21 protein-coding genes and 1 pseudogene are annotated in these 19,284 nt (G+C 62.5%); 4 read left to right on the top strand and 18 right to left on the bottom strand.

The window, feature by feature from the left end; translation table 11 throughout:
- Nucleotides 1-33: 33 nt before the first annotated feature.
- Nucleotides 34-1,329, bottom strand: a complete 1,296-nt coding sequence (locus HWX39_RS04920; protein ID WP_175965805.1) for a hypothetical protein — start codon at nt 1,327-1,329, stop codon at nt 34-36.
- A gap of 470 nt (nt 1,330-1,799) precedes the next feature.
- Here HWX39_RS04920 and HWX39_RS04915 point away from each other — a divergent pair, with 470 nt between their 5' ends.
- The 3 genes and pseudogenes from HWX39_RS04915 to HWX39_RS35915 all read left to right on the top strand — a co-directional run.
- Nucleotides 1,800-2,300 (top strand): hypothetical protein, encoded by a 501-nt coding sequence (locus HWX39_RS04915; protein WP_175965804.1) that lies wholly within the window; start codon nt 1,800-1,802, stop codon nt 2,298-2,300.
- A complete protein-coding gene (locus HWX39_RS04910; RefSeq protein WP_175965803.1) occupies nt 2,297-2,749 on the top strand; it encodes a hypothetical protein in 453 nt (150 codons plus the stop codon). Before HWX39_RS04915 ends, HWX39_RS04910 begins: the two co-directional genes overlap by 4 nt.
- Before the next feature lie 886 nt (nt 2,750-3,635).
- Nucleotides 3,636-3,808, top strand: a pseudogene (locus HWX39_RS35915) (tyrosine-type recombinase/integrase); the annotation flags it as partial.
- A gap of 244 nt (nt 3,809-4,052) precedes the next feature.
- On the opposite strand, the gene HWX39_RS04900 reads toward HWX39_RS35915, so the two are convergent.
- The 10 genes from HWX39_RS04900 to HWX39_RS04855 all read right to left on the bottom strand — a co-directional run bounded on the left by HWX39_RS04900 (nt 4,053) and on the right by HWX39_RS04855 (nt 12,818).
- Nucleotides 4,053-4,508, bottom strand: a complete 456-nt coding sequence (locus HWX39_RS04900; protein ID WP_175965802.1) for a GNAT family N-acetyltransferase — start codon at nt 4,506-4,508, stop codon at nt 4,053-4,055.
- Between the two features lie 191 nt (nt 4,509-4,699).
- Entirely contained in the window at nt 4,700-5,488 is a 789-nt protein-coding gene (locus HWX39_RS04895) for a hypothetical protein (protein WP_175965801.1), read from the bottom strand.
- A 104-nt stretch (nt 5,489-5,592) separates the two neighbouring features.
- Nucleotides 5,593-7,455, bottom strand: a complete 1,863-nt coding sequence (locus HWX39_RS04890) for a methyl-accepting chemotaxis protein (RefSeq protein ID WP_175965800.1) — start codon at nt 7,453-7,455, stop codon at nt 5,593-5,595.
- A gap of 169 nt (nt 7,456-7,624) precedes the next feature.
- On the bottom strand, nt 7,625-8,299 hold the full coding sequence (locus tag HWX39_RS04885) for an OmpA family protein (RefSeq protein WP_175965799.1): 675 nt from the start codon (nt 8,297-8,299) through the stop codon (nt 7,625-7,627).
- Between the two features lie 39 nt (nt 8,300-8,338).
- Nucleotides 8,339-9,103: a flagellar motor protein gene (locus tag HWX39_RS04880; protein WP_175952203.1), complete on the bottom strand. Its 765-nt coding sequence runs from the start codon at nt 9,101-9,103 to the stop codon at nt 8,339-8,341.
- Nucleotides 9,104-9,116: 13 nt separating this feature from the next.
- The gene (locus HWX39_RS04875) at nt 9,117-10,358 is read right to left on the bottom strand and encodes a cyclic nucleotide-binding domain-containing protein (RefSeq protein ID WP_175966103.1); all 1,242 of its coding nucleotides are present in this window, start codon (nt 10,356-10,358) and stop codon (nt 9,117-9,119) included.
- A 289-nt stretch (nt 10,359-10,647) separates the two neighbouring features.
- Entirely contained in the window at nt 10,648-11,079 is a 432-nt protein-coding gene (locus HWX39_RS04870) for a lytic transglycosylase domain-containing protein (protein ID WP_244134928.1), read from the bottom strand.
- 89 nt (nt 11,080-11,168) lie between these two features.
- Nucleotides 11,169-11,552: a hypothetical protein gene (locus HWX39_RS04865; protein WP_175965798.1), complete on the bottom strand. Its 384-nt coding sequence runs from the start codon at nt 11,550-11,552 to the stop codon at nt 11,169-11,171.
- Nucleotides 11,553-11,566: 14 nt separating this feature from the next.
- Complete coding sequence (locus HWX39_RS04860; RefSeq protein WP_244134909.1) at nt 11,567-11,953, bottom strand: hypothetical protein; 387 nt, start codon at nt 11,951-11,953, stop codon at nt 11,567-11,569.
- 202 nt (nt 11,954-12,155) lie between these two features.
- Nucleotides 12,156-12,818: a glutathione S-transferase family protein gene (locus HWX39_RS04855; RefSeq protein WP_175965797.1), complete on the bottom strand. Its 663-nt coding sequence runs from the start codon at nt 12,816-12,818 to the stop codon at nt 12,156-12,158.
- 288 nt (nt 12,819-13,106) lie between these two features.
- On the opposite strand from HWX39_RS04855, the gene phaZ reads away from it, so the two are divergent.
- Nucleotides 13,107-14,462 (top strand): polyhydroxyalkanoate depolymerase, encoded by a 1,356-nt coding sequence (gene phaZ, locus HWX39_RS04850; RefSeq protein ID WP_175965796.1) that lies wholly within the window; start codon nt 13,107-13,109, stop codon nt 14,460-14,462.
- A 106-nt stretch (nt 14,463-14,568) separates the two neighbouring features.
- Here phaZ and HWX39_RS04845 read toward each other — a convergent pair whose 3' ends face one another.
- From HWX39_RS04845 to HWX39_RS04820, 7 genes are all read right to left on the bottom strand, one after another.
- On the bottom strand, nt 14,569-15,036 hold the full coding sequence (locus tag HWX39_RS04845; protein ID WP_175952207.1) for a hypothetical protein: 468 nt from the start codon (nt 15,034-15,036) through the stop codon (nt 14,569-14,571).
- Nucleotides 15,037-15,097: 61 nt separating this feature from the next.
- Entirely contained in the window at nt 15,098-15,238 is a 141-nt protein-coding gene (locus HWX39_RS36095) for an HHHH-motif protein (protein WP_244134908.1), read from the bottom strand.
- Nucleotides 15,239-15,551: 313 nt separating this feature from the next.
- The gene (locus HWX39_RS04840; protein ID WP_175965795.1) at nt 15,552-15,986 is read right to left on the bottom strand and encodes a cupin domain-containing protein; all 435 of its coding nucleotides are present in this window, start codon (nt 15,984-15,986) and stop codon (nt 15,552-15,554) included.
- A 62-nt stretch (nt 15,987-16,048) separates the two neighbouring features.
- The gene (locus tag HWX39_RS04835; RefSeq protein WP_175965794.1) at nt 16,049-16,816 is read right to left on the bottom strand and encodes an ATP-binding cassette domain-containing protein; all 768 of its coding nucleotides are present in this window, start codon (nt 16,814-16,816) and stop codon (nt 16,049-16,051) included.
- 33 nt (nt 16,817-16,849) lie between these two features.
- On the bottom strand, nt 16,850-17,563 hold the full coding sequence (locus tag HWX39_RS04830; protein WP_175965793.1) for an ABC transporter permease: 714 nt from the start codon (nt 17,561-17,563) through the stop codon (nt 16,850-16,852).
- On the bottom strand, nt 17,560-18,249 hold the full coding sequence (locus HWX39_RS04825) for an ABC transporter permease (protein ID WP_175965792.1): 690 nt from the start codon (nt 18,247-18,249) through the stop codon (nt 17,560-17,562). The genes HWX39_RS04830 and HWX39_RS04825 overlap by 4 nt, the downstream gene beginning before the upstream one ends.
- Nucleotides 18,250-18,423: 174 nt before the next feature.
- Complete coding sequence (locus HWX39_RS04820; RefSeq protein WP_175965791.1) at nt 18,424-19,197, bottom strand: ABC transporter substrate-binding protein; 774 nt, start codon at nt 19,195-19,197, stop codon at nt 18,424-18,426.
- Between the last annotated feature and the right edge of the window lie 87 nt (nt 19,198-19,284).

The raw sequence follows: 19,284 nt of genomic DNA, 5'->3' as shown, positions 1-19,284 counted from the left end.
GCAGTCTAGGATCGGATCCCGCAGCGCAACGTGCTACAGTTCCAAAAAACAGCGACGATTCGAATACATTGCAATTTGACCATCTGAACTGACCTTAATGACCAGAGCGAGTTTGCTCGCCGCGACCGCCGCTCGTGTGCGAGCGCCTTGATTGGTACCGCTCGCAGGTTTCGTCATCGCGCCGTAAGCGAGAACTGAACCGTTGCGGTCAACGATCACGGCTCCATCAAGTGATGCAATGTCGGCAAGAATCCGGCGGTCAGTATTTTGCACAGCTTTACGTCCAAGCTCGGTGTCGAGCGCACGCTCAATAGAGCGCCGCCCCCGAGACCCAACCGCATCTGTCATGCTAACCAGCAAATCACCGAGATATTTAGAAGAACAAAGCACAATTAGTAGACAACCAGATCTTCGAAACGACATATCCAAAGCTAAATGATATAGGCAACGTAATACGTCATCGACTCGACCACGCTTTCCTCGGCCGCGCCACTCTGACCTTAAACGCTCTATTATTTCTGGGTGATTCCAAATTTGCCATCGTCCGGTGCGATGACTGAACCACAGTCGCCTCCGCGATACGATTGTCATTTCGCCGCTACGTCCAAGCGCTATACCGACCCCTTGTAGATCTGCTGCTCGTTCGGCGAGGCCTGCGACCCACCATGGGCGTCTACTCAGACTAAGCGCTTCTTTCGAGGGAACATGCAGGGCGGCGTAACCTGCGATTTTTCCATGTCCGTCCAACAAAAGAGCTGTCGAAAAACCATCGGTCAAACACTTTAAACGCTTACTGTCGAACGACTGCAAGATTGGCTCACTGCCCGTCAGTTTAGAACTGACAACCACACCATATGCGAGCCGTTGGCTTTCGTAGGTTTCTTGGGTCAGTGCTCGCACAAAACGCAGTATAGAAAGAATATCGCCGTCGAAACCGGTGTCGCCCTTAATTACGTCAGCTACAGCTAGCGTGCCAAAATCGAATAGCGACAACGCACCGCCAAGACGGGACTGGATGAGTATTGCGGCTTCCCTTGCGAGGTACAGCAAGAACTTGTAGTCGTCGGAGCTAATTTGGCCTGCTCGACGCTTTGCGTGGCAGGTGAGGCGCAAATTTTGATCAAGATTTAATCGTATTTCGAGGGCCTTGTTTCCATTCTGGCGCGCCACCTCGCCCTCAGGACTATCGCAGTAGTGGTCAGTAATGCGCCACGGGTCGAACTCGAGATGCGGAACCGCTGTCTCAAGTCGTGCGAGTACCAATCTCACGTCGGCAGGCTCTAGCCCAAATTTGGGTAGTCGAAGTCGGACGCCGGTATAAAAGCGCATACTGCCCCCTCCAGTGCCAAACAAGAAAGGTAACCAAATCGCAATGAGGCGCTCTTCTCAACTGCAGATGGCTGACTCAGCCGGAATGACTAGATACTTCGTTTCCTGATCGACAATTGGCTTACAGAACGGCAGGAGGACTGCCCGACACACGAAAGACAAAAAATTGCATCGAACGTTCCTCCGAGGGCCATCGTAGTATCTTCACCACAGTGGATACTATGAACTGAATGTGTTTGACATTGATGCTAACACGCTAACTCCTAGACTCTAATACAAACATTCCAGGCCCGACATGGAGTCAGCAATCAGCACGCAAAGGACTGCTGTCCGGTGACAGCTCGAGGTTCGAACGTTCGCGCTAGCTCCTCGACGAGTGTCGCCTCGTGGCCGGGTGTTGTCGGACGCAAATTGCATATCGTGTGCTCCACACCCAGACGGGATTGATCGACGATGCTAGCAAATTTGACATGATGCGCCTCTATTGGGTTTACGGACGCTCTTCGTCGCTGGCTCACACCCTACGTCATCATTCATTTCTCAGCGATCTTGAAACCGGATCCAACGTGAAATACGCCAAGCACAAGCCCGAACCGACCCAGCCGGGCAATCCGCATCAGTTAACGAAGAACCAGCACATTTTTCCGGACGCGAGCATTACACGGTTCGAGCATGCAGAGAAAGGCATTACCGCCATTCTCCTCGACCGCGGCCAGCGCATCTCGAATCTGCGCGCAGATAACAAATTGTTCTGCGCTAACCGCGTCTGGGATCAGCGCGCCGAATCCGGGTACATGGTGGGCATCGAGAGCGAGTTCCAGTTTCTAGCGCGACGACTCATCGCCGGCGATCTGCGGTGGCTCGCCCCCATGCAACCCACCATTACTCGTTTCTACGCCCTCTGGGAGCAGCGTGCACACTATGCGCTGAACCCCCCATACTCAAGGGTGTCACTCCGTCCTCGGACATGACCAAGGACTTTAAGGAGCGCCTCGAAAAGGCACACGTGTCGTATGTGGACAACGGCAGCACCTGGCCAAGCAGACAAATGACCGGGATGCGAATTCAGTTCAACATCGACCAGCGGCAGACGGAACTCACCAACCTTAAGTGGACGCTCTGCCGGGCTACCCCGGACGCTGGCGAATTTCTTGTCCCAGACAGGCCCGTGGCATTTTGCATTCCCCTCACGCCAACCATGGCCTTAGTGGCCAACTCGGATCTCGATCTGGTCGGCCCGGCAGCCATGCAATTTATCAACCTGCATACCCTACACATGAGCGCGCGCTACGTCTTCGCTCACGACTTGTCCCGCTGCTTCGTCACGGGAAGGCGACAACTCACTAAGCCCCCCCTGCTCCGGACATTGAAGCTCGATCTCTTCCCTGGCGTGGGCGTCATGCTAGACCTCCTCTGGTGATGAAAAGCGACTGACATGCCCCCTCGATGAGCCAACGCCCTTCTAGCAAAGTCTGACCGTCCAGCCAACGTATGATGAGGACACGCCGGCCGGCTTGAACTTTGCTCGCTCTCTAGCCCTAGCTGACAACTCATCTCACGTGGACGCCGGACGACCAACTGCGACTGGTGCGTAGCTGCCAGTTAAGTGTCCGACTGGCTGTCGAAGCGAATGCTGGAAGATGGCAACCCATTACTGTCACTGGCGACTATCAGCTTTCAGGAAGGGTGATCACCGATGGTCGAGTTAAGCGGCGACGTAGCCGCCACCTTGAACAAATAGTTAGATTGCTGCGCTACTTACCCAATTGGGCCGTGGCTATTTGAGACACCAGTGCCAGCGCGCCGAGCAACAGGAGCATTCCGATGACTACAAGCACCCAGCTCGTCGCCCGCATCACCCACACATTACGAAACTCCAATTTCTTTACGAACGCTATATGTTTGTCCATTACGTACCACATAATGCAACCATATAAGATGCAGGCAAACACTGACAGCAAATAATTTTTTGTTTTTAAAGCGAGAAAATAAATAAACCCACTAAGCGTTAGATACTCTGTAAATTTAAATATTCCAGGGATGATTTTTTGTACAATGTAATCGAACAACGAGGGCTCACGCCCCTCAGGTATCCGATAGATAGTCGGCTCTCTCTCTGACTTCATATCTCTATCTCAAAAATACCAAGTAAGTTAATTTATCTAACTACTGAATACACTGCCCCATGGGTCCAGCTATACATCTTGCACGAAATGCGACCAAGTGTAACGCAAGCCCGTGATTCTGAAACAACTTGCTCTAAGACTGGGCGACTACCACGCTGGAATGCGTCTAACACCGCGATCCAGAGGGCGTTCAAGCTGGCGGTGGAGCAAACCAATGTCCGCAAGCACGCCCGCGTCCATACACTGCGACATTCTTTCGCACACACCTGCTAGCGTAAGGAACGTTTAGTTTAACTATCCAGTTATTGCTTGGGCGCCACAGCTTGAAGACAACGATGATCTATACCCACGTTGACCAAACGGCTCGTCGTACGACAAGCCCGCTTGACCGCCTATAGCAAAATGCATGACGCCGGCCGTTGCTGTAGCCTGCGCCTGCCTGCAGAGGATTGACCCACGTCAACGTGTCATGCTGGCGACCATCTAGCGTCAGCTTTCGGGCGGTGTGATTGAGGCGCTCACTGTCTCATTCTGGCGAACCCGGACCACTAACAGGACATCACCAGATGCTATCTCGCGTCCACCCGAGCCTACCCCTCACCTCGCGATGTGTTTCTGCATGAAAACACTCAACGGATCGTCCGCGTAATCACCAAACGGTCCTCGCCGCTGATATCCGGCAGACGCATACAAAGCCAGCGCCTCAGGCTGATAGGGTCCAGTCTCAAGCCTGATCACCTTGCAACCCGATCCGACTGCCCGTGACTCAAGCATCGTCATAATCTCCCTCGCCACACCCTGCCCACGCCCGCGCGGACTGACATACATCCGCTTCAATTCGCCGAATTCCGGGTTGAGGACAATCGCCCCGCACCCGATTGCCTGCCCCTCACTGTCCCGCGCAACGGCGAACAGCACATTGGATTGCTTCAGCGACGCGATATCCAGCGCGTGCCGACTCTCAGGCGGGTACAAGGTGTCCTGGTACGCATCCAGATCGGCGATAAGGGCAATTACGTCGGGTTGGTCGGGAGACTCGAAAGCGATAGTCATGGCAGACGAAGCTGGATAAAAGGGAAATTGAAGTACCCGACGACGCAGCCGTGCTCGACATCGATGGCTGTCCGGTTTCCAGCAGCTGATTGTCAGCGAAGTCCCCGGCACTGTCGAATCTTTCAAAACCCGGGCGAATCCGATCGCCCCGCGATATCACCCGACTTAACGACCACCAAAACAATTGCATCCTATTGAACAACCGCATCGACCATCGCCTGTGCATCGGACACAAACCGCGAATAGCGCCTCTGTTTGGGCAATTGCTGCGAGAAACAGGCTGGACGCTGTTCCTCGGCCACGTGCTCCGCGCTGCAGGCGACAATCGTCGGCAACGTCGCATCCCGCCACAGGATATAAACCCGGGCGCCCTGCTTGATCGAAACCATCAACGTGTTCGGCCCATCCGGCATCCCGTCCTGACTGTCACCCAACAGCAACGCCTTCACCACCGCATCGGCCGGTTTCCGTTTCACCGGCAATTCGGCAAACCGATACTCCGCAGCGTCGCCACCGAGCACGTCGGTGTAAAACGTCTCGTTGTCGAAAATGGCCGCCGTGTCATCCGCCGACTTGATCCCCGCATCCGCCGTCGCCACCCAGGCCTTCAAAAGCGGAACCGTCGTCACGACGAGATTCACCTTTCCGTCATTCGACTTCAAGCGCAGTCCATCCGGCCCGGGCGTCATTCCGTTGTCGATGTAGAGGGTGTCCACGGTACTCCCCGCCTTCCCGGAAAACCCTTTCGCCCTGACCGTCCCGACAAGCTTAACCAGCCGCGCATTCACCTCGGCCGTGTATTTCTTGTCCAGATCCGCCTGATCTTCCACCCGCGCCGCCGTAACCGCGTCGACGGCTTTCTTCCGATAGGCAAGATAAGAATCGGTAGGCGACGCAATCACCTTCGCGCCCACCGCAGCCACCACCGCGGCGAGCACCACCGCCCCCACCCCGATCTTCCACCTGGAAATGCGTTTCATTTTTATAACCGTCACCGAATTCCGCGCCGATATGCAAAACGGCTGCCGTGAGCCCACGGCAGCCGTCCCTCAGAAACGCCCTATTCTAAATCGCGAATCAGACTTTATTCATCCACCTTGAAAGCCGACACCAGCCGGGTCAATTCCGCCGCCTGCTGCTTCAAGCTCGCCGCCGCCGCCGCGCTTTCTTCCACCAGCGCCGCATTCTGTTGCGTCATCTGATCGAGCGACTGCACCGCCTCCCCGATCTGATCGATCCCGGCACTCTGCTCCAGGCTCGCCTCGGCAATCTCGTTCATCATCGCGCTCACGCCCTGCACTTGCGACACGACATCGCGCATCACTTTCCCGGCCTCGCTCACCAGCCGCGACCCGGTATTCACCGTGCCCGCGCTATGCTCGATCAGCCCCTTGATCTCCTTCGCCGCCTGCGCGCTGCGCTGCGCGAGATTCCGCACTTCCGAAGCCACCACCGCAAACCCGCGCCCCTGCTCCCCGGCCCGCGCCGCTTCCACCGCCGCGTTCAACGCAAGAATATTCGTCTGGAACGAGATGCTGTCGATCATCACGATGATCTCGGAGATCCGCTGCGACGCGTCGCTGATCTCCTGCATCGTGGTCACGACCTCACCCACCACCTGCCCGCCGCGCGCCGCCGCATCGGAAGCGCCGTTGATCATCTTCGCGGCCGTCGTCGCCGTTTCGGTGTTGTTGCGCACCACGGCCGTGATCTCCTCCATCGACGAAGCCGTGCGCTCCAGGTTGCTCGACTGCCCTTCGGTGCGTTCGCTGAGATCGGCATTCCCGGTCGCAATCTGCGCCGACCCGGTCGCAATCGACGAGGACGCCGCGCGAATGCTATGCACCAGCGTCGACAGCGACGACACGAACCGGTTGAACGCATCCGACAACTGCCCGATCTCGTCCTGGCTCTCGACCGTCATCCGGCGCGTCAGGTCGCCCTGGCCGCTGGCGATCTCCGACAGCAGCGTCGCCGCGCGGCGGATCGGCGCGGCGATCGCGCGGCCCACCAGCCAGATCACGAGCAACGCGACGCCGAGGGCCACCACCGCCGCCACCAGCGCGGCGCTGCGGATCGCGCGCGTCACCGGCCCGAGCAGTTCGGCCTGCGGCACCTCGACGACGACATACGCGTTCAACTCCGGAATGAACGACGTCGCGATGAAGCGCGCGCCGCCGTCGCCGTTGTAGCTCAGGTACGCATACGGCTGGCCGGCCAGCAGCGTCGACGACGCATCGCCGGGCAACCCCGGTTGATCCTTCATGAAATGCTTGCCGTCGATCAGCGACGAATCGCGATGCATCATGATCGCGCCGTCGGGACGCACGAGATACGCGAACCCGGTCTCGCCGATCCGGTAAGCAGCGATGCCCTTCGCGAGCGCATCGACGGACAGGCTCATGCAGGCCGCGCCGATCGGCACGCCGTCGAGCTCGACGCGGCTGTTGATGAACATCATGTAGCCGCCGACCGTCACCTCGCGGTCCATGTTCACGTCGAACGCCTTGCCGGACGACAGGAAGCCGGTCAGCCACTGATCCTTGTCGGTCACCTTCCGCTGCAAGCCGGATTCGTTGTAGTAGTTGCCGCTCTTCACGGACACCCACTGCACCGACGCGGCCTTCTGCTCGTCCTTCACGTTCTTCGCGAGCTGGATCCAGTTGCGCGTGCCGGCGTCGGGTTCGCCGTCGGCTTCCCATTGCAGCAGGAACGCATCGCGCGCGAGAATCCGCGACGCGGCGATCGGCCCGGCCATCTGCCGCTGCACGTCGGCGCGGATGCCGTTCACGGCCGTCGGCAGCTCTTCGCGCACGACGCGATCGCGCACCGCGTTGCCGATCAGACGGATGCTGAGCCCGCTCGAGATCGCGACGAACACGAGCAGGCAACTCGTCATGCTGAGAATCAGCTTGTTCTGAATGGAAAGCTTGCGCCAGAAATGCATGGGGAACCCTCGATAACCGCTCGGTCTGAGCCAGTTTGGGTTATCGGCATGCACGCGCAGAACCGCATCGCTGATTTCAGATGTTCATCATGCGAGATTCGTTATGGTGTTGTCAGGCGGGCATATGCAGCCGCCTATGGATGCGCGATCAACGAAAATCCAGCGTGAATCAATACGCCACGAAGATCGTGACACGACGGTTCCGCGCCCGCGCGGCCGCATCGTCCCCCGCGACGAGCGGCTGCGTATCGGCCCGCCCGATGGCCGCGAGCCGATGCGGTGCGACGCCGCGCTCGGTCAGGTAGCGCACGACGCTCCCCGCGCGCGCCGACGACAGCTCCCAGTTCGATTCGTATTTCGCGTTCGCGATCGGCACGCTGTCGGTGTGCCCTTCGACGAGAATGTCGCCGGTCGCGTGATCGCTCAGCGCCTGCGCGATCTGGTTCAGCACGGGCGACGAATCGGGCAGCAGGCGCGCATCGCCAACATTGAACAGGATCTTCGCGTCGATGCCGATCTCGACGCCATGCGGCGCTTTCACGAGCGAGATCCGGCCGTTCGACTTCAACGAATCGAGCAACGCGAGCCACGGCGGCGAGTGCTCGGGCGTCACGGCAGCGGATGGGGATGCACCCGCTGCGCTTTCGGCATGCCGCGCGAGCGTCTGGTACCGCGCATCAAGCGCGTTGTATTTCGCGAGCTGAAGCACGTACAACGCGAGAAACAGCACCATCAGCGTCGTGATGAGATCCGCGTATGAAATCAGCCAGCGGCCGGATTGCGCGCCTTCGTGTTCGTCGTCGTCGCGATCGGCGGCGGATGCACCGTCAGTTCGAGCAGTCATGCGGTTGGAATTCCGGGTTCGTCGTACAACACCCGCGCATCATGCGAGCGATTCGACCGCGCGCCCGCGCACGTCGCCGGTCAGGCGCGTCTCGATCGTATGCGGCGATTCCTTGCGCGAGATCGCCAGCAATCCGTCGAGATACAGCTTGCGAAACCGCAGCTCGCTGTCGATCTGCGCACGCAGCTTGCCGTACAGCGGCAGGAACACGAGGTTGGCGAACGCCAGCCCGTACAGCGTCGCGATGAACGCGACCGCGATGCCCGGCCCGAGCTGCGCCGGTTCGAGAATATGGCTCGTCACCTGCACGAGCCCGAGCACCGAGCCGAGAATGCCGAACGTCGGCGCATACCCGCCGGCCTGCTGCCACACGCGCGCGGCGGCGAGGCGGCTGCGTTCGTAGGCATCGAGTTCGCGCTGCAACGCGTCCTCGAGCACGGCGGTCGACACGCCGTTGGCCAGCAGTTCGAGCCCGCGGCGCGCGAACGGATGGATGCCGCTCACGTCCATCGATTCGAACGCGAGCAGCCCGTCGAGCTTCGCGCGGTCGCCCCATTCGAGCAGGTCGGACAGGTTCTGGCGATCGACCTCGCGCGCACGGACGAACGCGAGCCGCAGCTGTTTCACCGCGTCGAAGAAGCGCGCCCAGGTGTTCTGGATCATCACCGCGCCGAGCGTGCCACCGAGCACGATCACGAGCGCCTCGAACTGGAACAGCATCGAGAAATGCCCGCCTTCCAGCGCGAAACCAAACACGATCGCCGCGCCACCGAGCACCACACCGGCCAGGGTCAACAGGTCCATACGCGCCCCCTCGTCATGCATCCGATGCCGACGCGACCGCCGCGATGGCCGCCGCCGGCGCCTTCGCCGAGCGAACGGCATCCAGCACGCGCCGCTCGATGTCCTCGATCTCGACCGGATCGAGCTTGAGCTCGCGACGCATCACCCACGACACCTCGTTGCGCCGCGCCTCGGTCATCACGGAGAACAGCTTGTCGGCCACCGCGCGATCGTCGAGATTCGCGATGAGCTTCGCGAGATCGTAGGTATCGAATGCGCTGATGACGTCGAACAGCGTGCGCTGGTCGATCGACACGAGATCCTCCAGCGAGCGCACCTCGCCACGACGCGCATTGCGCCGCGCGAAGTACGCGACACCCTTCTGCTCGACGTAGCTGAGCACCTTCGATTTGCGGAACGCGAACACTTCGTCGGCGATCTCGCCGTTCGACAGCTTGTTGAGGAGGATCGTCTTCTCGACGCCGATCAGCGATTCGAGATCGGCCAGCTCGATGAGTTCGAGTTCGCTGTTGATCGACAGGTCGAGATCGTGATCGGCCACCTGCTGCGCGCGATCGATCACGCGCGCGGCGTCGAACGTGACGACCTGGCGCGCGTCCGACGACGCCGCATAGTCGGTTGCGCCACCGGAGAGGTCCGTCTGCGCGGCCTCGATCGTGACGAGATTGAGCTTCTCCATGCGTCGCAGCATCGCGAGCACGTGCGGCCGCGAATGGCCGGCGATCGCGCGGCATTTGCGGATCACTTCGGCGAGCGGCACCGAGGTTTCGGCCGCATGCACCTGCATCGGCCGGCGCGTCCAGGCGTCGCCGCCATCGCGCGCATCGGCGCCCGCCATCAGCGACAGCACATGCGCATACGACAGCACGCCCGGCATGAAATCGGCGTGCGTGTAGGTGGCGAGCTGGTCGTCCTTGCGCTTCACGCGGCGAATCATCGTCCGCACGATATGACGCAGCAGCGCCGACACGCGCTCGATTTCTTCATCGAGCATGCCGGCCGGCACGACCGTGAGCTGACAGAATGAAAGGGCCTTCGCGGTATGGGCACGCGGCTCGGCCGCGAGCAACGCCGATTCCCCGAAGAACTCGCCGCGGCCGAGTGTCGCGACGACGACGCGCTTGTCGTCGCATCGCGTGGACAGCTCGACCTTGCCTTCGGTGATCAGAAAGATGACGGGCTCACCTGCAAAGCCCTCGGAGTAAATGATTTCCCCTGGCGCCGCCGTACGCGTCCACGATTGCTGACGATTCAAGTCGATTCCCCTGCTGCGCTGACTTACTTGTGCGGCTGCGCGTCGCGCTTCATGCGCGATCATCGCCGCCGTTCCCCGTGCTCCCGTTTACGACACACGCGGTAGGGTTCTTTAACGTCATCACAGGGATGCCCCGAGCAAAACTTGATGCAAATCGTTTGCGCTGCGGATACGGCACGATGCATCCGGGAAAACGACGAGACACCGCACGTTCCCCGGATCGGCCAGGCCCGCCGCGATCCTTACTTCCGGCCTTCAACACACACGCATACGCACACGAGCACGCGGCTCACTCGTGCAAGCCCCACGACACGAGCACCGCGTGGATGTTTCGCGCGTATTCGTCCCGATAGCGCGGCGTTTCCGAGTGATACGCGCCGATCGCCTGCCAGGTGTTCCCGTAGCGGACCATCTTGCGTTTGAGCATCCACGCCGCGACGTAGAGGTTCACGCACGCGTCCTTCAGCGCGCCCGGCGGTACGCCGTTGCGGCGCAGTTCGCCGAAGTGCACCGAGTTGATCTGGGTCTGGCCGACGTCGATGCTGCCGTCCGCGTTGCGATGCACGGCGCTGGGGTTGCCCTTCGATTCATACCAGGCGATCGCGCGCAGGATCTGCGGGTTGACGCCCTGATAGCCGGCTGCGCGTTCGAAGCATTCGCCGTCGGGCACGGCGTCGTCCGCACGCACCGGGGTGACGACGAGTGCGCTCAGCAACACCATCGCGAACCCCAGCCACGGCATGAAGCCGGGCCGCATCGCGACCATCCGGGTGCGGGCCGTCACGTATCCGCCGCTTCGATTCCGCAGGTTCATGGCGTCATCGCCAGCGCAGCTGCACCGGCCCCCGTCGTGCGTCGCTCGTGCGTGCTCTTCGCCAGCGCGTCGTCGAGCTTCTTGTCCTCGGCCGCGAGCGCCGCGCGCGACTCGTCGGTCACGACGAGTCGCACCTGGAATTCCGGGGCCTTCTTCGCGGGTGATGCGTGGCGCAGCTTCTTCGCATGACGGCTGCCCGCCGGCGCGGGCGCCTGCACGTCATCGTCGCCGCCCGCGCCCGGCGGCAGCGACGCGAATGGCGGCAGCGGCGGAAACACCTGATTGGAGGCGGCAGGGGCAAACGGCGCGCCGTCGCCCGGCGGTGTCGCAAAGGCGGTGCCGCACACGAGCATGGCGGCACAGATCGACAGTCGTAGCATCGCGGGATCTCCTGTTACTGGGTCGGTCCGACCTGGACGCTGTACGGGCGGCAACTGCCGGCCGCGACGTTCTCGACGCGCACCGACGCAGCACGCGGCGTCGTGATGCCGCGCCGGATCGACTGGTTCAGGTAGCCGAAATCCTGCGGCAGCGCGGCCACGCGAATCGTCATCGGTTGCGATTGCTTCGATGCCAGCGCACCGACTTTCGCGAGCAACGCGGTCAGTTGAGGATCGCGCGCGCCGAGCGCATCGGCTGGTATGACGAAATCGACGAGCGATGTCGACGCGGCAGGTGGGTCGGTGTGCGCATTCGCGTCCTGGCGTCCGGGTTGAAGTTGGGCGCAGCCGGCTGACATGACGAGCGCAGTGGCAAAGACAATCATGACGAACGGTTTCACGTGTTTCTCTTGCGGTCACTGGACCTGCGTTATCGGCACCGTTCCCGCGATGTTTACCCCGACGAAATGCGAGGCCCGCCGCACGGGGCCTCACGCCGTGCGGCGATTCGTCCGATTTAAGCGCGCTTTGGTCAGACGCCATTCATCCGATATTTCGGCGCGTCATGCGATACAGCGCGTGCGCCGCACGTGATCCGGCGCGTCAGAACTCCATGTCGAGTTCGTCGATGTCTTCGTGCTCCGCCTTCGCCGCAGCGATCCATTCCGCGACGAACGGCTGCGCGAGCACCTGCATGCAGTACTCGGCGATATCGGGCTCCAGCTTCACGTCGTAGGTCAGGAAGCGCGTGACGACCGGCGCATACATCGCGTCGGCAATGCCGATCTCCGCGCCGAACAGCCAGGGGCCGCCGTATGCGGCGAGGCACTCGCGCCAGATCGTCACGATCCGCTGGATGTCGTGCTGCGCGCGCGACCAGATCCGGAAGCCGGGGAAATGCGCGCGCAGGTTCATCGGCAACGCGGATCGCAACGCGCTGAAACCGGAATGCATCTCGCCGCAGATCGACCGGCAATGCGCGCGTGCTTTCCGGTCTTCTGGCAGCAGCCGCGCCTGCGGCCGGATTTCGTTCAGGTATTCGGCGATCGCGAGCGTGTCCCACACCGTGTTGCCGTCGTGCGTCAGGCACGGCACGAGAATCGACGGCGACAGCAGCAGCAGCTCCGCGCGCGACGCGGCATCGATCGGCACGCTGACCGTCTCGAACGTGAGCCCGCTCAGCTTCGCGAGCAGCCAGCCGCGCATCGACCACGACGAGTAATTGCGGCTGCTGATGGTCAGCGTCGTCTGTCCGGTGACTTCCATGTCGCTCCCCTGTTCAAAGCCGTTCGTGCCCCTGCACCGAATCGGACGCCACGCGGCATCACCCGCACCATGCCTGTGCGGCGCATTCGCCGAACTGGCGCAGCACCGCACGCTGTCGCGGCACGTGCCGCACGCCAGGCCGGCCGGGTAACGCATCGCGCGCGGTTGCCGTGTGTGGCGTGCCACCTGCGTTGCCGCGCTCCCGAACCGCGTGCAACGCGCGTGCCAGCCGCGGGCTGGCACATCGCTTGCCTCGTACCATGCAATGCGGCACAACGAGCGACAGCCATGAATCTGCTTGCCTATCCGTTCTACCAATGGTCTGCAGAATGCACGCGCCCGGCGCGCGCATGGGCCGCCGCCGCCCGCGCGACGATGTCGCTGTGGCCGCCCGCCACCTCGACGCCGACCGGCCGCATGCTCGACGCGCTGTGCGAACTGCTCGAATGCTGCGCGTTCTCGCATCGGCGTCCGCCGTTCGGCATCGCGTCGATCGCCGTCGACGGCGAGACGGTGCCGATCGTCGAGGAAGCCGCCGCGGCGACGCCGTTCGGCACGCTGCTGCATTTCCGCAAGGCGCTGCCGGTGGCGCGCCAGCCGCGCGTGCTGATCGTCGCGCCGATGTCCGGGCATTTCGCGACGCTGTTGCGCGGCACCGTGCATACGATGCTGGCCGACCACGACGTGTACATCACCGATTGGCACAACCCGCGCGACATCCCGCTGACGGCCGGACGATTCGGCTTCGACGAATACGTCGCGCACGTGATCGACTTCATCCGCCAGATCGGCCCGGACGCGCATGTGCTCGCGATCTGCCAGCCGACCGTCGCCGCGCTCGCGGCGGTCGCGTTGATGGCCGCCGGCGGCGATCCCGCGCAGCCCGCGAGCCTGACGCTGATGGCAGGGCCGATCGACTGCCGCGTGAATCCGACGAAGGTCAACGCGCTCGCGACGAGCCGGCCGATCGAATGGTTCGCGCGCAACCTGATCAGCGTCGTGCCGGCGGGCTTCGTCGGTGCGCAACGCTGCGTGTATCCGGGTTTCGTGCAGGTGGGCGCGTTCATGTCGATGAATCCCGATCGCCATGCGGCGTCGTTCGCCGACCTGTATTACGAGCGCGCGAAAGGCGACCCGGCGAAAGCCGACACGCTGCGGCACTTCTACGACGAATACTTCGCCACCGCCGATCTCACCGCGGAGTTCTATCTGGAAACGGTCGAGAAGGTGTTCCAGCAATATGCGCTCGCGCGCGGCGAGCTGACGGTCGGCGATCGGCTCGTCGAACCGGCGGCGATTCATCGCACCGCGCTGTTGACGATCGAAGGCGAGAAGGACGATATCTGCGCGGTCGGCCAGACGGTGGCCGCGCAGGAGCTGTGCTCCGGGTTGCCGCCTTACCTGAAGACGCACCACGTGCAGACGGGCGCGGGCCATTACGGCGTGTTCAACGGCAGCCGCTGGGAAACGCAGATCTATCCGATCGTGCGCGCGACGATCCACGACAACGAGCCTTACGATCGCACCGCGGATGCGCAAGGCAACGCGGACGGCACGCACTACGTGACGCTGCGCGCGCTGCTCGATGCCCGCGCAACCGCGCACGATGCGGCGACCGATACGCCGTCGCCCCAGGCCCACTGAACGCATGCGACGCTGAAAATGAAACGCCCCGCCATCGATGGCGGGGCGTGCATTGCCGCCGCGTGCGGACGACGCGCGAGGAAGCGGCCTCGCGCGTCAGCCTGCGTTACGAGCAGGCCTTGCCGTGCGATGCGTGGTAGCCCTTCGCCTTCGCATCCGCTTCCGACATGTAGCTGCCGTGCTTCGTCTTGCCGTAGTACTTGTCGGTCGAGCAGTGGTAGACCTTCGTGCTGTCGTTGGCCCACACCTTGCCCGGGCCGCCGCCCGGCGCTGCCGCAGCGGTCGTCGCCGCCGCGCTCTTCGCCGGCGCGGTGCCCGATGCAGGGGCTGCGGAGGCTGCCATGGCCGGCGCGGCGGCCGGTGCGCTCGCGGCGGCCGCCGACGATGCGCCGTACCAGGTCTTCACGCCCTTGTGGCCCGCACATGCGCCCTTCTTCGACGCGCCCGAGTAGAACGAGCCGTCCTTGCACAGACCGGTCGTGCCGGCCGGCGCGCTGGCCGGAACCTGCGCGAACGCACCGATCGACATACCCATGCCGGCGACCAGCGCGGCGATCAACATCGTCTTTTTCATGGTCCTCTCCTGATTTGCCTGAATGAAGAATGCGTCCCGGTTATTCCCGGGAAAGTCGCTGTTACCGCACCCAGCGGCAGACGCGATGGTGGTGGTGGTGATCGAAGTGGCACACACGGTGCGAATGGGCTTCGGCAAGTGCCGGAACGAGAACGGCACAGGCCACTGCGCTAGCCGTCAGGATCTTTGCGATGCGCTTCATGAAACTCTCCCGGGTAGGTCAACCGGTGCTCCGGCTGGTACCTCCTTAACGCCGGTCGTCGACAAGCCGTGCACCGCACCCATGCGCAATTGACGATCTTTGACATCGCAGCGCCGTCGACGCTTCGAAGCTGACGAATGTCTTTCTTTTCTTTCCGGATCTTCAGCGTCGAAACCGTTCGGAACTCGAAAGAATGTGAAGAACGGGATGCGGATCGCACGGAAACATCCGTCGAAAGCGCAACAAAAAAACCGCCCGAGGGCGGTTTGTCACCAACACGCGTGCGGATGATGCGTGCCGAAACGCCGCGCGGCTACGCCCCCGCCTCTCCCCACGGCGTCGGCGGCGGCACCGCGCACGGCCCCTCCACATCGATCGACTTGAAATCGGCGGGCCCGACGATCTCCAGGTATTCCATGTCCGGCGAGTAGTCGAACAGGTAGTGGACGATCCCCGGCGCCTGGTGCACGCAATCGCCGGCCGCCACCAGCGTCTCCCGTTCGCCGTACATGAAGCGCGCCCAGCCCTTCAGCATGATCACGATATGGAACTCGGCCTCGTGACGGTGCCAGCCGGTGCCCGCCTCCGGTGCATGATTCGCCCTGACGAGTTGCGCGAGAACCTTGCCGTTCGTCGCGGCCGCGATGCCGAGATCGCGATACAGGAAGAAGTCGCGCAGGCCCTCGCCGACAAAGGCGGTGTCCTGCGGCTTCACATGGGAAAAGGCGGTGGGGGTCGGTGTGCTCATCGCGGTGCTCCTTCATCGAAAGGATCACGCATGACAAGCATTTTGCGTTCCAGCGTACGACGTTACTTCAACCGCCCCGACAGGAACTGCCCGAGCCGTTCGCTCTTCGGGTTCACGAGAATCTCCTGCGGATTGCCTTCCTCCTCGATCTTCCCCTGATGCAGGAAGATCACGTGATTCGACACGTTGCGCGCGAAGCCCATCTCGTGCGTGACGACGACCATCGTGCGGCCTTCCTCGGCGAGCTTCTGCATCACCTTCAGCACTTCGCCCACCAGCTCCGGATCGAGCGCCGACGTCGGCTCGTCGAACAGCATCACTTCCGGCTCCATCGCGAGCGCGCGGGCAATCGCCACCCGCTGCTGCTGGCCGCCCGACAGGTGCGACGGATACATGCCCTCGACGCGCGGCGCGAGGCCGACCTTCTCCAGGTACTTGCGCGCCCGCGCGATCGCTTCGTCCTTGCCGACCCCGAGCACCGCCATCGGCGCTTCGATGATGTTCTCGAGCACCGTCATGTGGGCCCACAGGTTGAAGTGCTGGAACACCATCGACAGCTTGGTGCGCATCCGCTGCAGCTGCTTCGGGTCGGCCACGCGCAGCGAGCCGTTGCGGTCGCGCGTGGTCTGGATCGGCTCGCTGCCGATCGTGATCTGCCCGGAGCACGGCTGCTCGAGGAAGTTGATGCAGCGCAGGAACGTGCTCTTGCCGGAGCCGCTCGAGCCGATGATGCTGATCACGTCGCCGGCCTTCGCCTTCATCGACACGCCCTTCAACACCTCGTTGTCGCCGAACTTCTTGTGCAGGTTGTCAACGGTGAGCTTGTACATGCTGGGTCCTTCCTTGCGAATCTTGCGAAAGCGTTAATGGCCGCGCGGCGAGAGGTACGCGAGCCAGCGCGTCTCGAGCTTGCGGAACGCCCAGATGAGCGTGAACACGACGATGGCGTACAGCACGGCCGCGATCCCATAGGCCTGGAACGACATGTACGTCGCCGAATTGACGTCGCGCGTGACCTTCAGGATGTCGGGCACGGTCGCGGTGAACGCGAGCGTCGTCGCGTGCAGCATCAGGATCACTTCGTTGCTGTAGCTCGGCAGCGAGCGGCGCAGCGCGGAAGGCAGGATGATCCGCGTATAGAGCTTGAAGCGCGACATCCCGTAGGCCATGCCGGCCTCGATCTCGCCGGCCGACGTCGCCTTGATCGCGCCCGCGAAGATCTCGGTCGCATACGCGCATTCGTTCAGCACGAACGCGAGCAGCGTGCAGTTCATCGCGTTGCGGAAGAACGTGTCGAGCAGCACGTGGTTGTGCACGACCTGCAGGCTGTAGATGCCCGTGTAGCACATCAGCAGCTGCACGTAGAGCGGCGTGCCGCGGAACACGTAGGTATAGAGCCACACCGGGCCCGAGATCCAGCGGTTCGACGACGCGCGCGCGATCGCGAGCGGCACGGCGAGCGCGAAGCCCAGCGCGATCGACACCACCAGCAGCCACAGCGTGACCGCGAGGCCGCTGAAGCGGTAGCCGTCGGTGTAGAGATAGCTTTGCCAGTACTGGCTGACGAGTGCGATCACAGTGCGAGCCTCCGGACGCCGACGGAATAACGCTTCTCGAGGTGATGCAGCACGACGTTGGACACCGTCGTGATCGCGAGGTAGATCGCGCCCGCAGCCAGCGTGAAGAAGAAGAAATCGAGCGTGCTCTTGCCCGCGTCCTGCGACGCCTTGACGACGTCGGCGAGGCCGATGATCGATACCAGCGCGGTGGCCTTCACGAGCACCTGCCAGTTGTTGCCGATGCCGGGCAGCGCGAAGCGCATCATCTGCGGAAACAGGATGCGGCGAAACACGCGCCACCCGCTCATCCCGTACGCGAAGCCCGCTTCGAGCTGGCCGCGCGGCACCGCGAGGAACGCGCCGCGGAACGTCTCGGTGAAGTACGCGCCGTAGATGAAGCCGAGCGTGATGACGCCCGCCACGAACGGGTCGATGTCGATCTGGTCCCAGCCGAGCATGTCGGTGAAGTTGTTCAGCAGGATCTGGATCCCGTAGAACAGCAACAGCATCAGCACGAGGTCCGGCACCGCGCGGATCAGCGTCGTGTAGAAGGTGCCGATCGACTTGAGCACGCGGTTCGTCGACAGTTTCGCGCTCGCGCCGACGAGGCCCAGCGCGAGCGACGCGGCAAGCGACAGCACCGCGAGCTTCACGGTTTCCACCGTGCCGGCCCACAGCAGCGGGCCAAATCCTTGGAAGATCATATGAGGGATCCAGAGCGAGGTGGCTGGATTGTCGATAGCCATTAGCCGCGCATCAAACGATATCTGCGCACTACCTGATGCACCCTGCTCATCAAGTCGGACGCATCACGCGAAGCGGGTTGCACCCGCGACAGACGCGGCGCGCGCCACCGCCGGTGCGCGCCGCATTGAAGGTCAGCCGCCGTAGACGTCGAACGCGAAGTACTTCTTCTCGAGCTTCTTGTACGTGCCGTCCTTGATGATGTCGGCGATCGCGTGGTCGATCTTCGCCTTCAGGTCGGCGTCGTCCTTGCGCAGCCCGATGCCGGCGCCGTTGCCGAGCGTCTTCGGATCGTCGATGTCGTTGCCGGCGAATGCGAAGTTCGCGCCGCGCGGCGTCTTCAGGAAGCCGATGTCGGCCTGTACCGCGTCCTGCAGCGCCGCGTCGAGGCGGCCCGACATCAGGTCCTGGTAGACGCCGTCCTGGTTCTGGTAAGGCACGACCTGCACGCCCTTCGGCGCCCAGTACGCCTTCGCGTAGGTTTCCTGGATGGTGCCCTGCTCGACGCCCACCGACTTGCCCTTCAGCGAGTCGGCCGTCGGCTGCAGGTTCGCGCCCTTCTTCGCGACGAGGCGGGTCGGCGTGTTGAACAGCTTGTCGGAGAACGCGATCTGCTCGGCACGCGCCGGCGTCATCGACATCGACGACAGCACGCCGTCGAACTTCTTCGCCTTCAGCGCGGGAATCATCCCGTCGAAGTCGTTCTCGATCCACACGCATTTCGCCTTCAGCCGGGCGCAGATCTCGTTGCCGAGATCGACGTCGAAGCCGACGACCTTGCCGCTTGCGTCCTTCGATTCGAACGGCGGATAGCTGGCGTCGACGCCGAACCGGATCGTCGACCAATCCTTGGCGTGGGCACCGACCGCGATGCAGGCGAGGGCAATACTGAGCGCGAGTTTCTTCATGGCGTTCCTGTCAGAGGCGAGCGGGGCAAGGGTCCCGCCGGGCAGCGCCGCCGTGAACCCTTCCAACCCGGAGATCGTCCCTTCCGG

This window comes from Burkholderia sp. BCC0322 (assembly GCF_902833045.1).
Taxonomy (GTDB): domain Bacteria; phylum Pseudomonadota; class Gammaproteobacteria; order Burkholderiales; family Burkholderiaceae; genus Burkholderia.
Note: the sequence above shows the minus strand (reverse complement) of the source record. Positions and strands in the feature narration are given on the sequence as shown.

What these genes read in the sequence shown, in the direction of transcription:
- HWX39_RS04825 (WP_175965792.1), bottom strand. Translation starts at nt 18,249, where the DNA reads ATGATCTTCCAAGGATTTGGCCCGCTGCTGTGGGCCGGCACGGTGGAA.
- HWX39_RS04840 (WP_175965795.1), bottom strand. Translation starts at nt 15,986, where the DNA reads ATGAGCACACCGACCCCCACCGCCTTTTCCCATGTGAAGCCGCAGGAC.
- HWX39_RS04880 (WP_175952203.1), bottom strand. Translation starts at nt 9,103, where the DNA reads ATGGACCTGTTGACCCTGGCCGGTGTGGTGCTCGGTGGCGCGGCGATC.
- HWX39_RS04920 (WP_175965805.1), bottom strand. Translation starts at nt 1,329, where the DNA reads ATGCGCTTTTATACCGGCGTCCGACTTCGACTACCCAAATTTGGGCTA.
- HWX39_RS04820 (WP_175965791.1), bottom strand. Translation starts at nt 19,197, where the DNA reads ATGAAGAAACTCGCGCTCAGTATTGCCCTCGCCTGCATCGCGGTCGGT.
- HWX39_RS04855 (WP_175965797.1), bottom strand. Translation starts at nt 12,818, where the DNA reads ATGGAAGTCACCGGACAGACGACGCTGACCATCAGCAGCCGCAATTAC.
- HWX39_RS04890 (WP_175965800.1), bottom strand. Translation starts at nt 7,455, where the DNA reads ATGCATTTCTGGCGCAAGCTTTCCATTCAGAACAAGCTGATTCTCAGC.
- HWX39_RS36095 (WP_244134908.1), bottom strand. Translation starts at nt 15,238, where the DNA reads ATGAAGCGCATCGCAAAGATCCTGACGGCTAGCGCAGTGGCCTGTGCC.
- HWX39_RS04900 (WP_175965802.1), bottom strand. Translation starts at nt 4,508, where the DNA reads ATGACTATCGCTTTCGAGTCTCCCGACCAACCCGACGTAATTGCCCTT.
- HWX39_RS04870 (WP_244134928.1), bottom strand. Translation starts at nt 11,079, where the DNA reads ATGGTGTTGCTGAGCGCACTCGTCGTCACCCCGGTGCGTGCGGACGAC.
- phaZ (WP_175965796.1), top strand. Translation starts at nt 13,107, where the DNA reads ATGAATCTGCTTGCCTATCCGTTCTACCAATGGTCTGCAGAATGCACG.
- HWX39_RS04910 (WP_175965803.1), top strand. Translation starts at nt 2,297, where the DNA reads ATGACCAAGGACTTTAAGGAGCGCCTCGAAAAGGCACACGTGTCGTAT.
- HWX39_RS04845 (WP_175952207.1), bottom strand. Translation starts at nt 15,036, where the DNA reads ATGAAAAAGACGATGTTGATCGCCGCGCTGGTCGCCGGCATGGGTATG.
- HWX39_RS04885 (WP_175965799.1), bottom strand. Translation starts at nt 8,299, where the DNA reads ATGACTGCTCGAACTGACGGTGCATCCGCCGCCGATCGCGACGACGAC.
- HWX39_RS04895 (WP_175965801.1), bottom strand. Translation starts at nt 5,488, where the DNA reads ATGAAACGCATTTCCAGGTGGAAGATCGGGGTGGGGGCGGTGGTGCTC.
- HWX39_RS04835 (WP_175965794.1), bottom strand. Translation starts at nt 16,816, where the DNA reads ATGTACAAGCTCACCGTTGACAACCTGCACAAGAAGTTCGGCGACAAC.
- HWX39_RS04915 (WP_175965804.1), top strand. Translation starts at nt 1,800, where the DNA reads ATGATGCGCCTCTATTGGGTTTACGGACGCTCTTCGTCGCTGGCTCAC.
- HWX39_RS04865 (WP_175965798.1), bottom strand. Translation starts at nt 11,552, where the DNA reads ATGCTACGACTGTCGATCTGTGCCGCCATGCTCGTGTGCGGCACCGCC.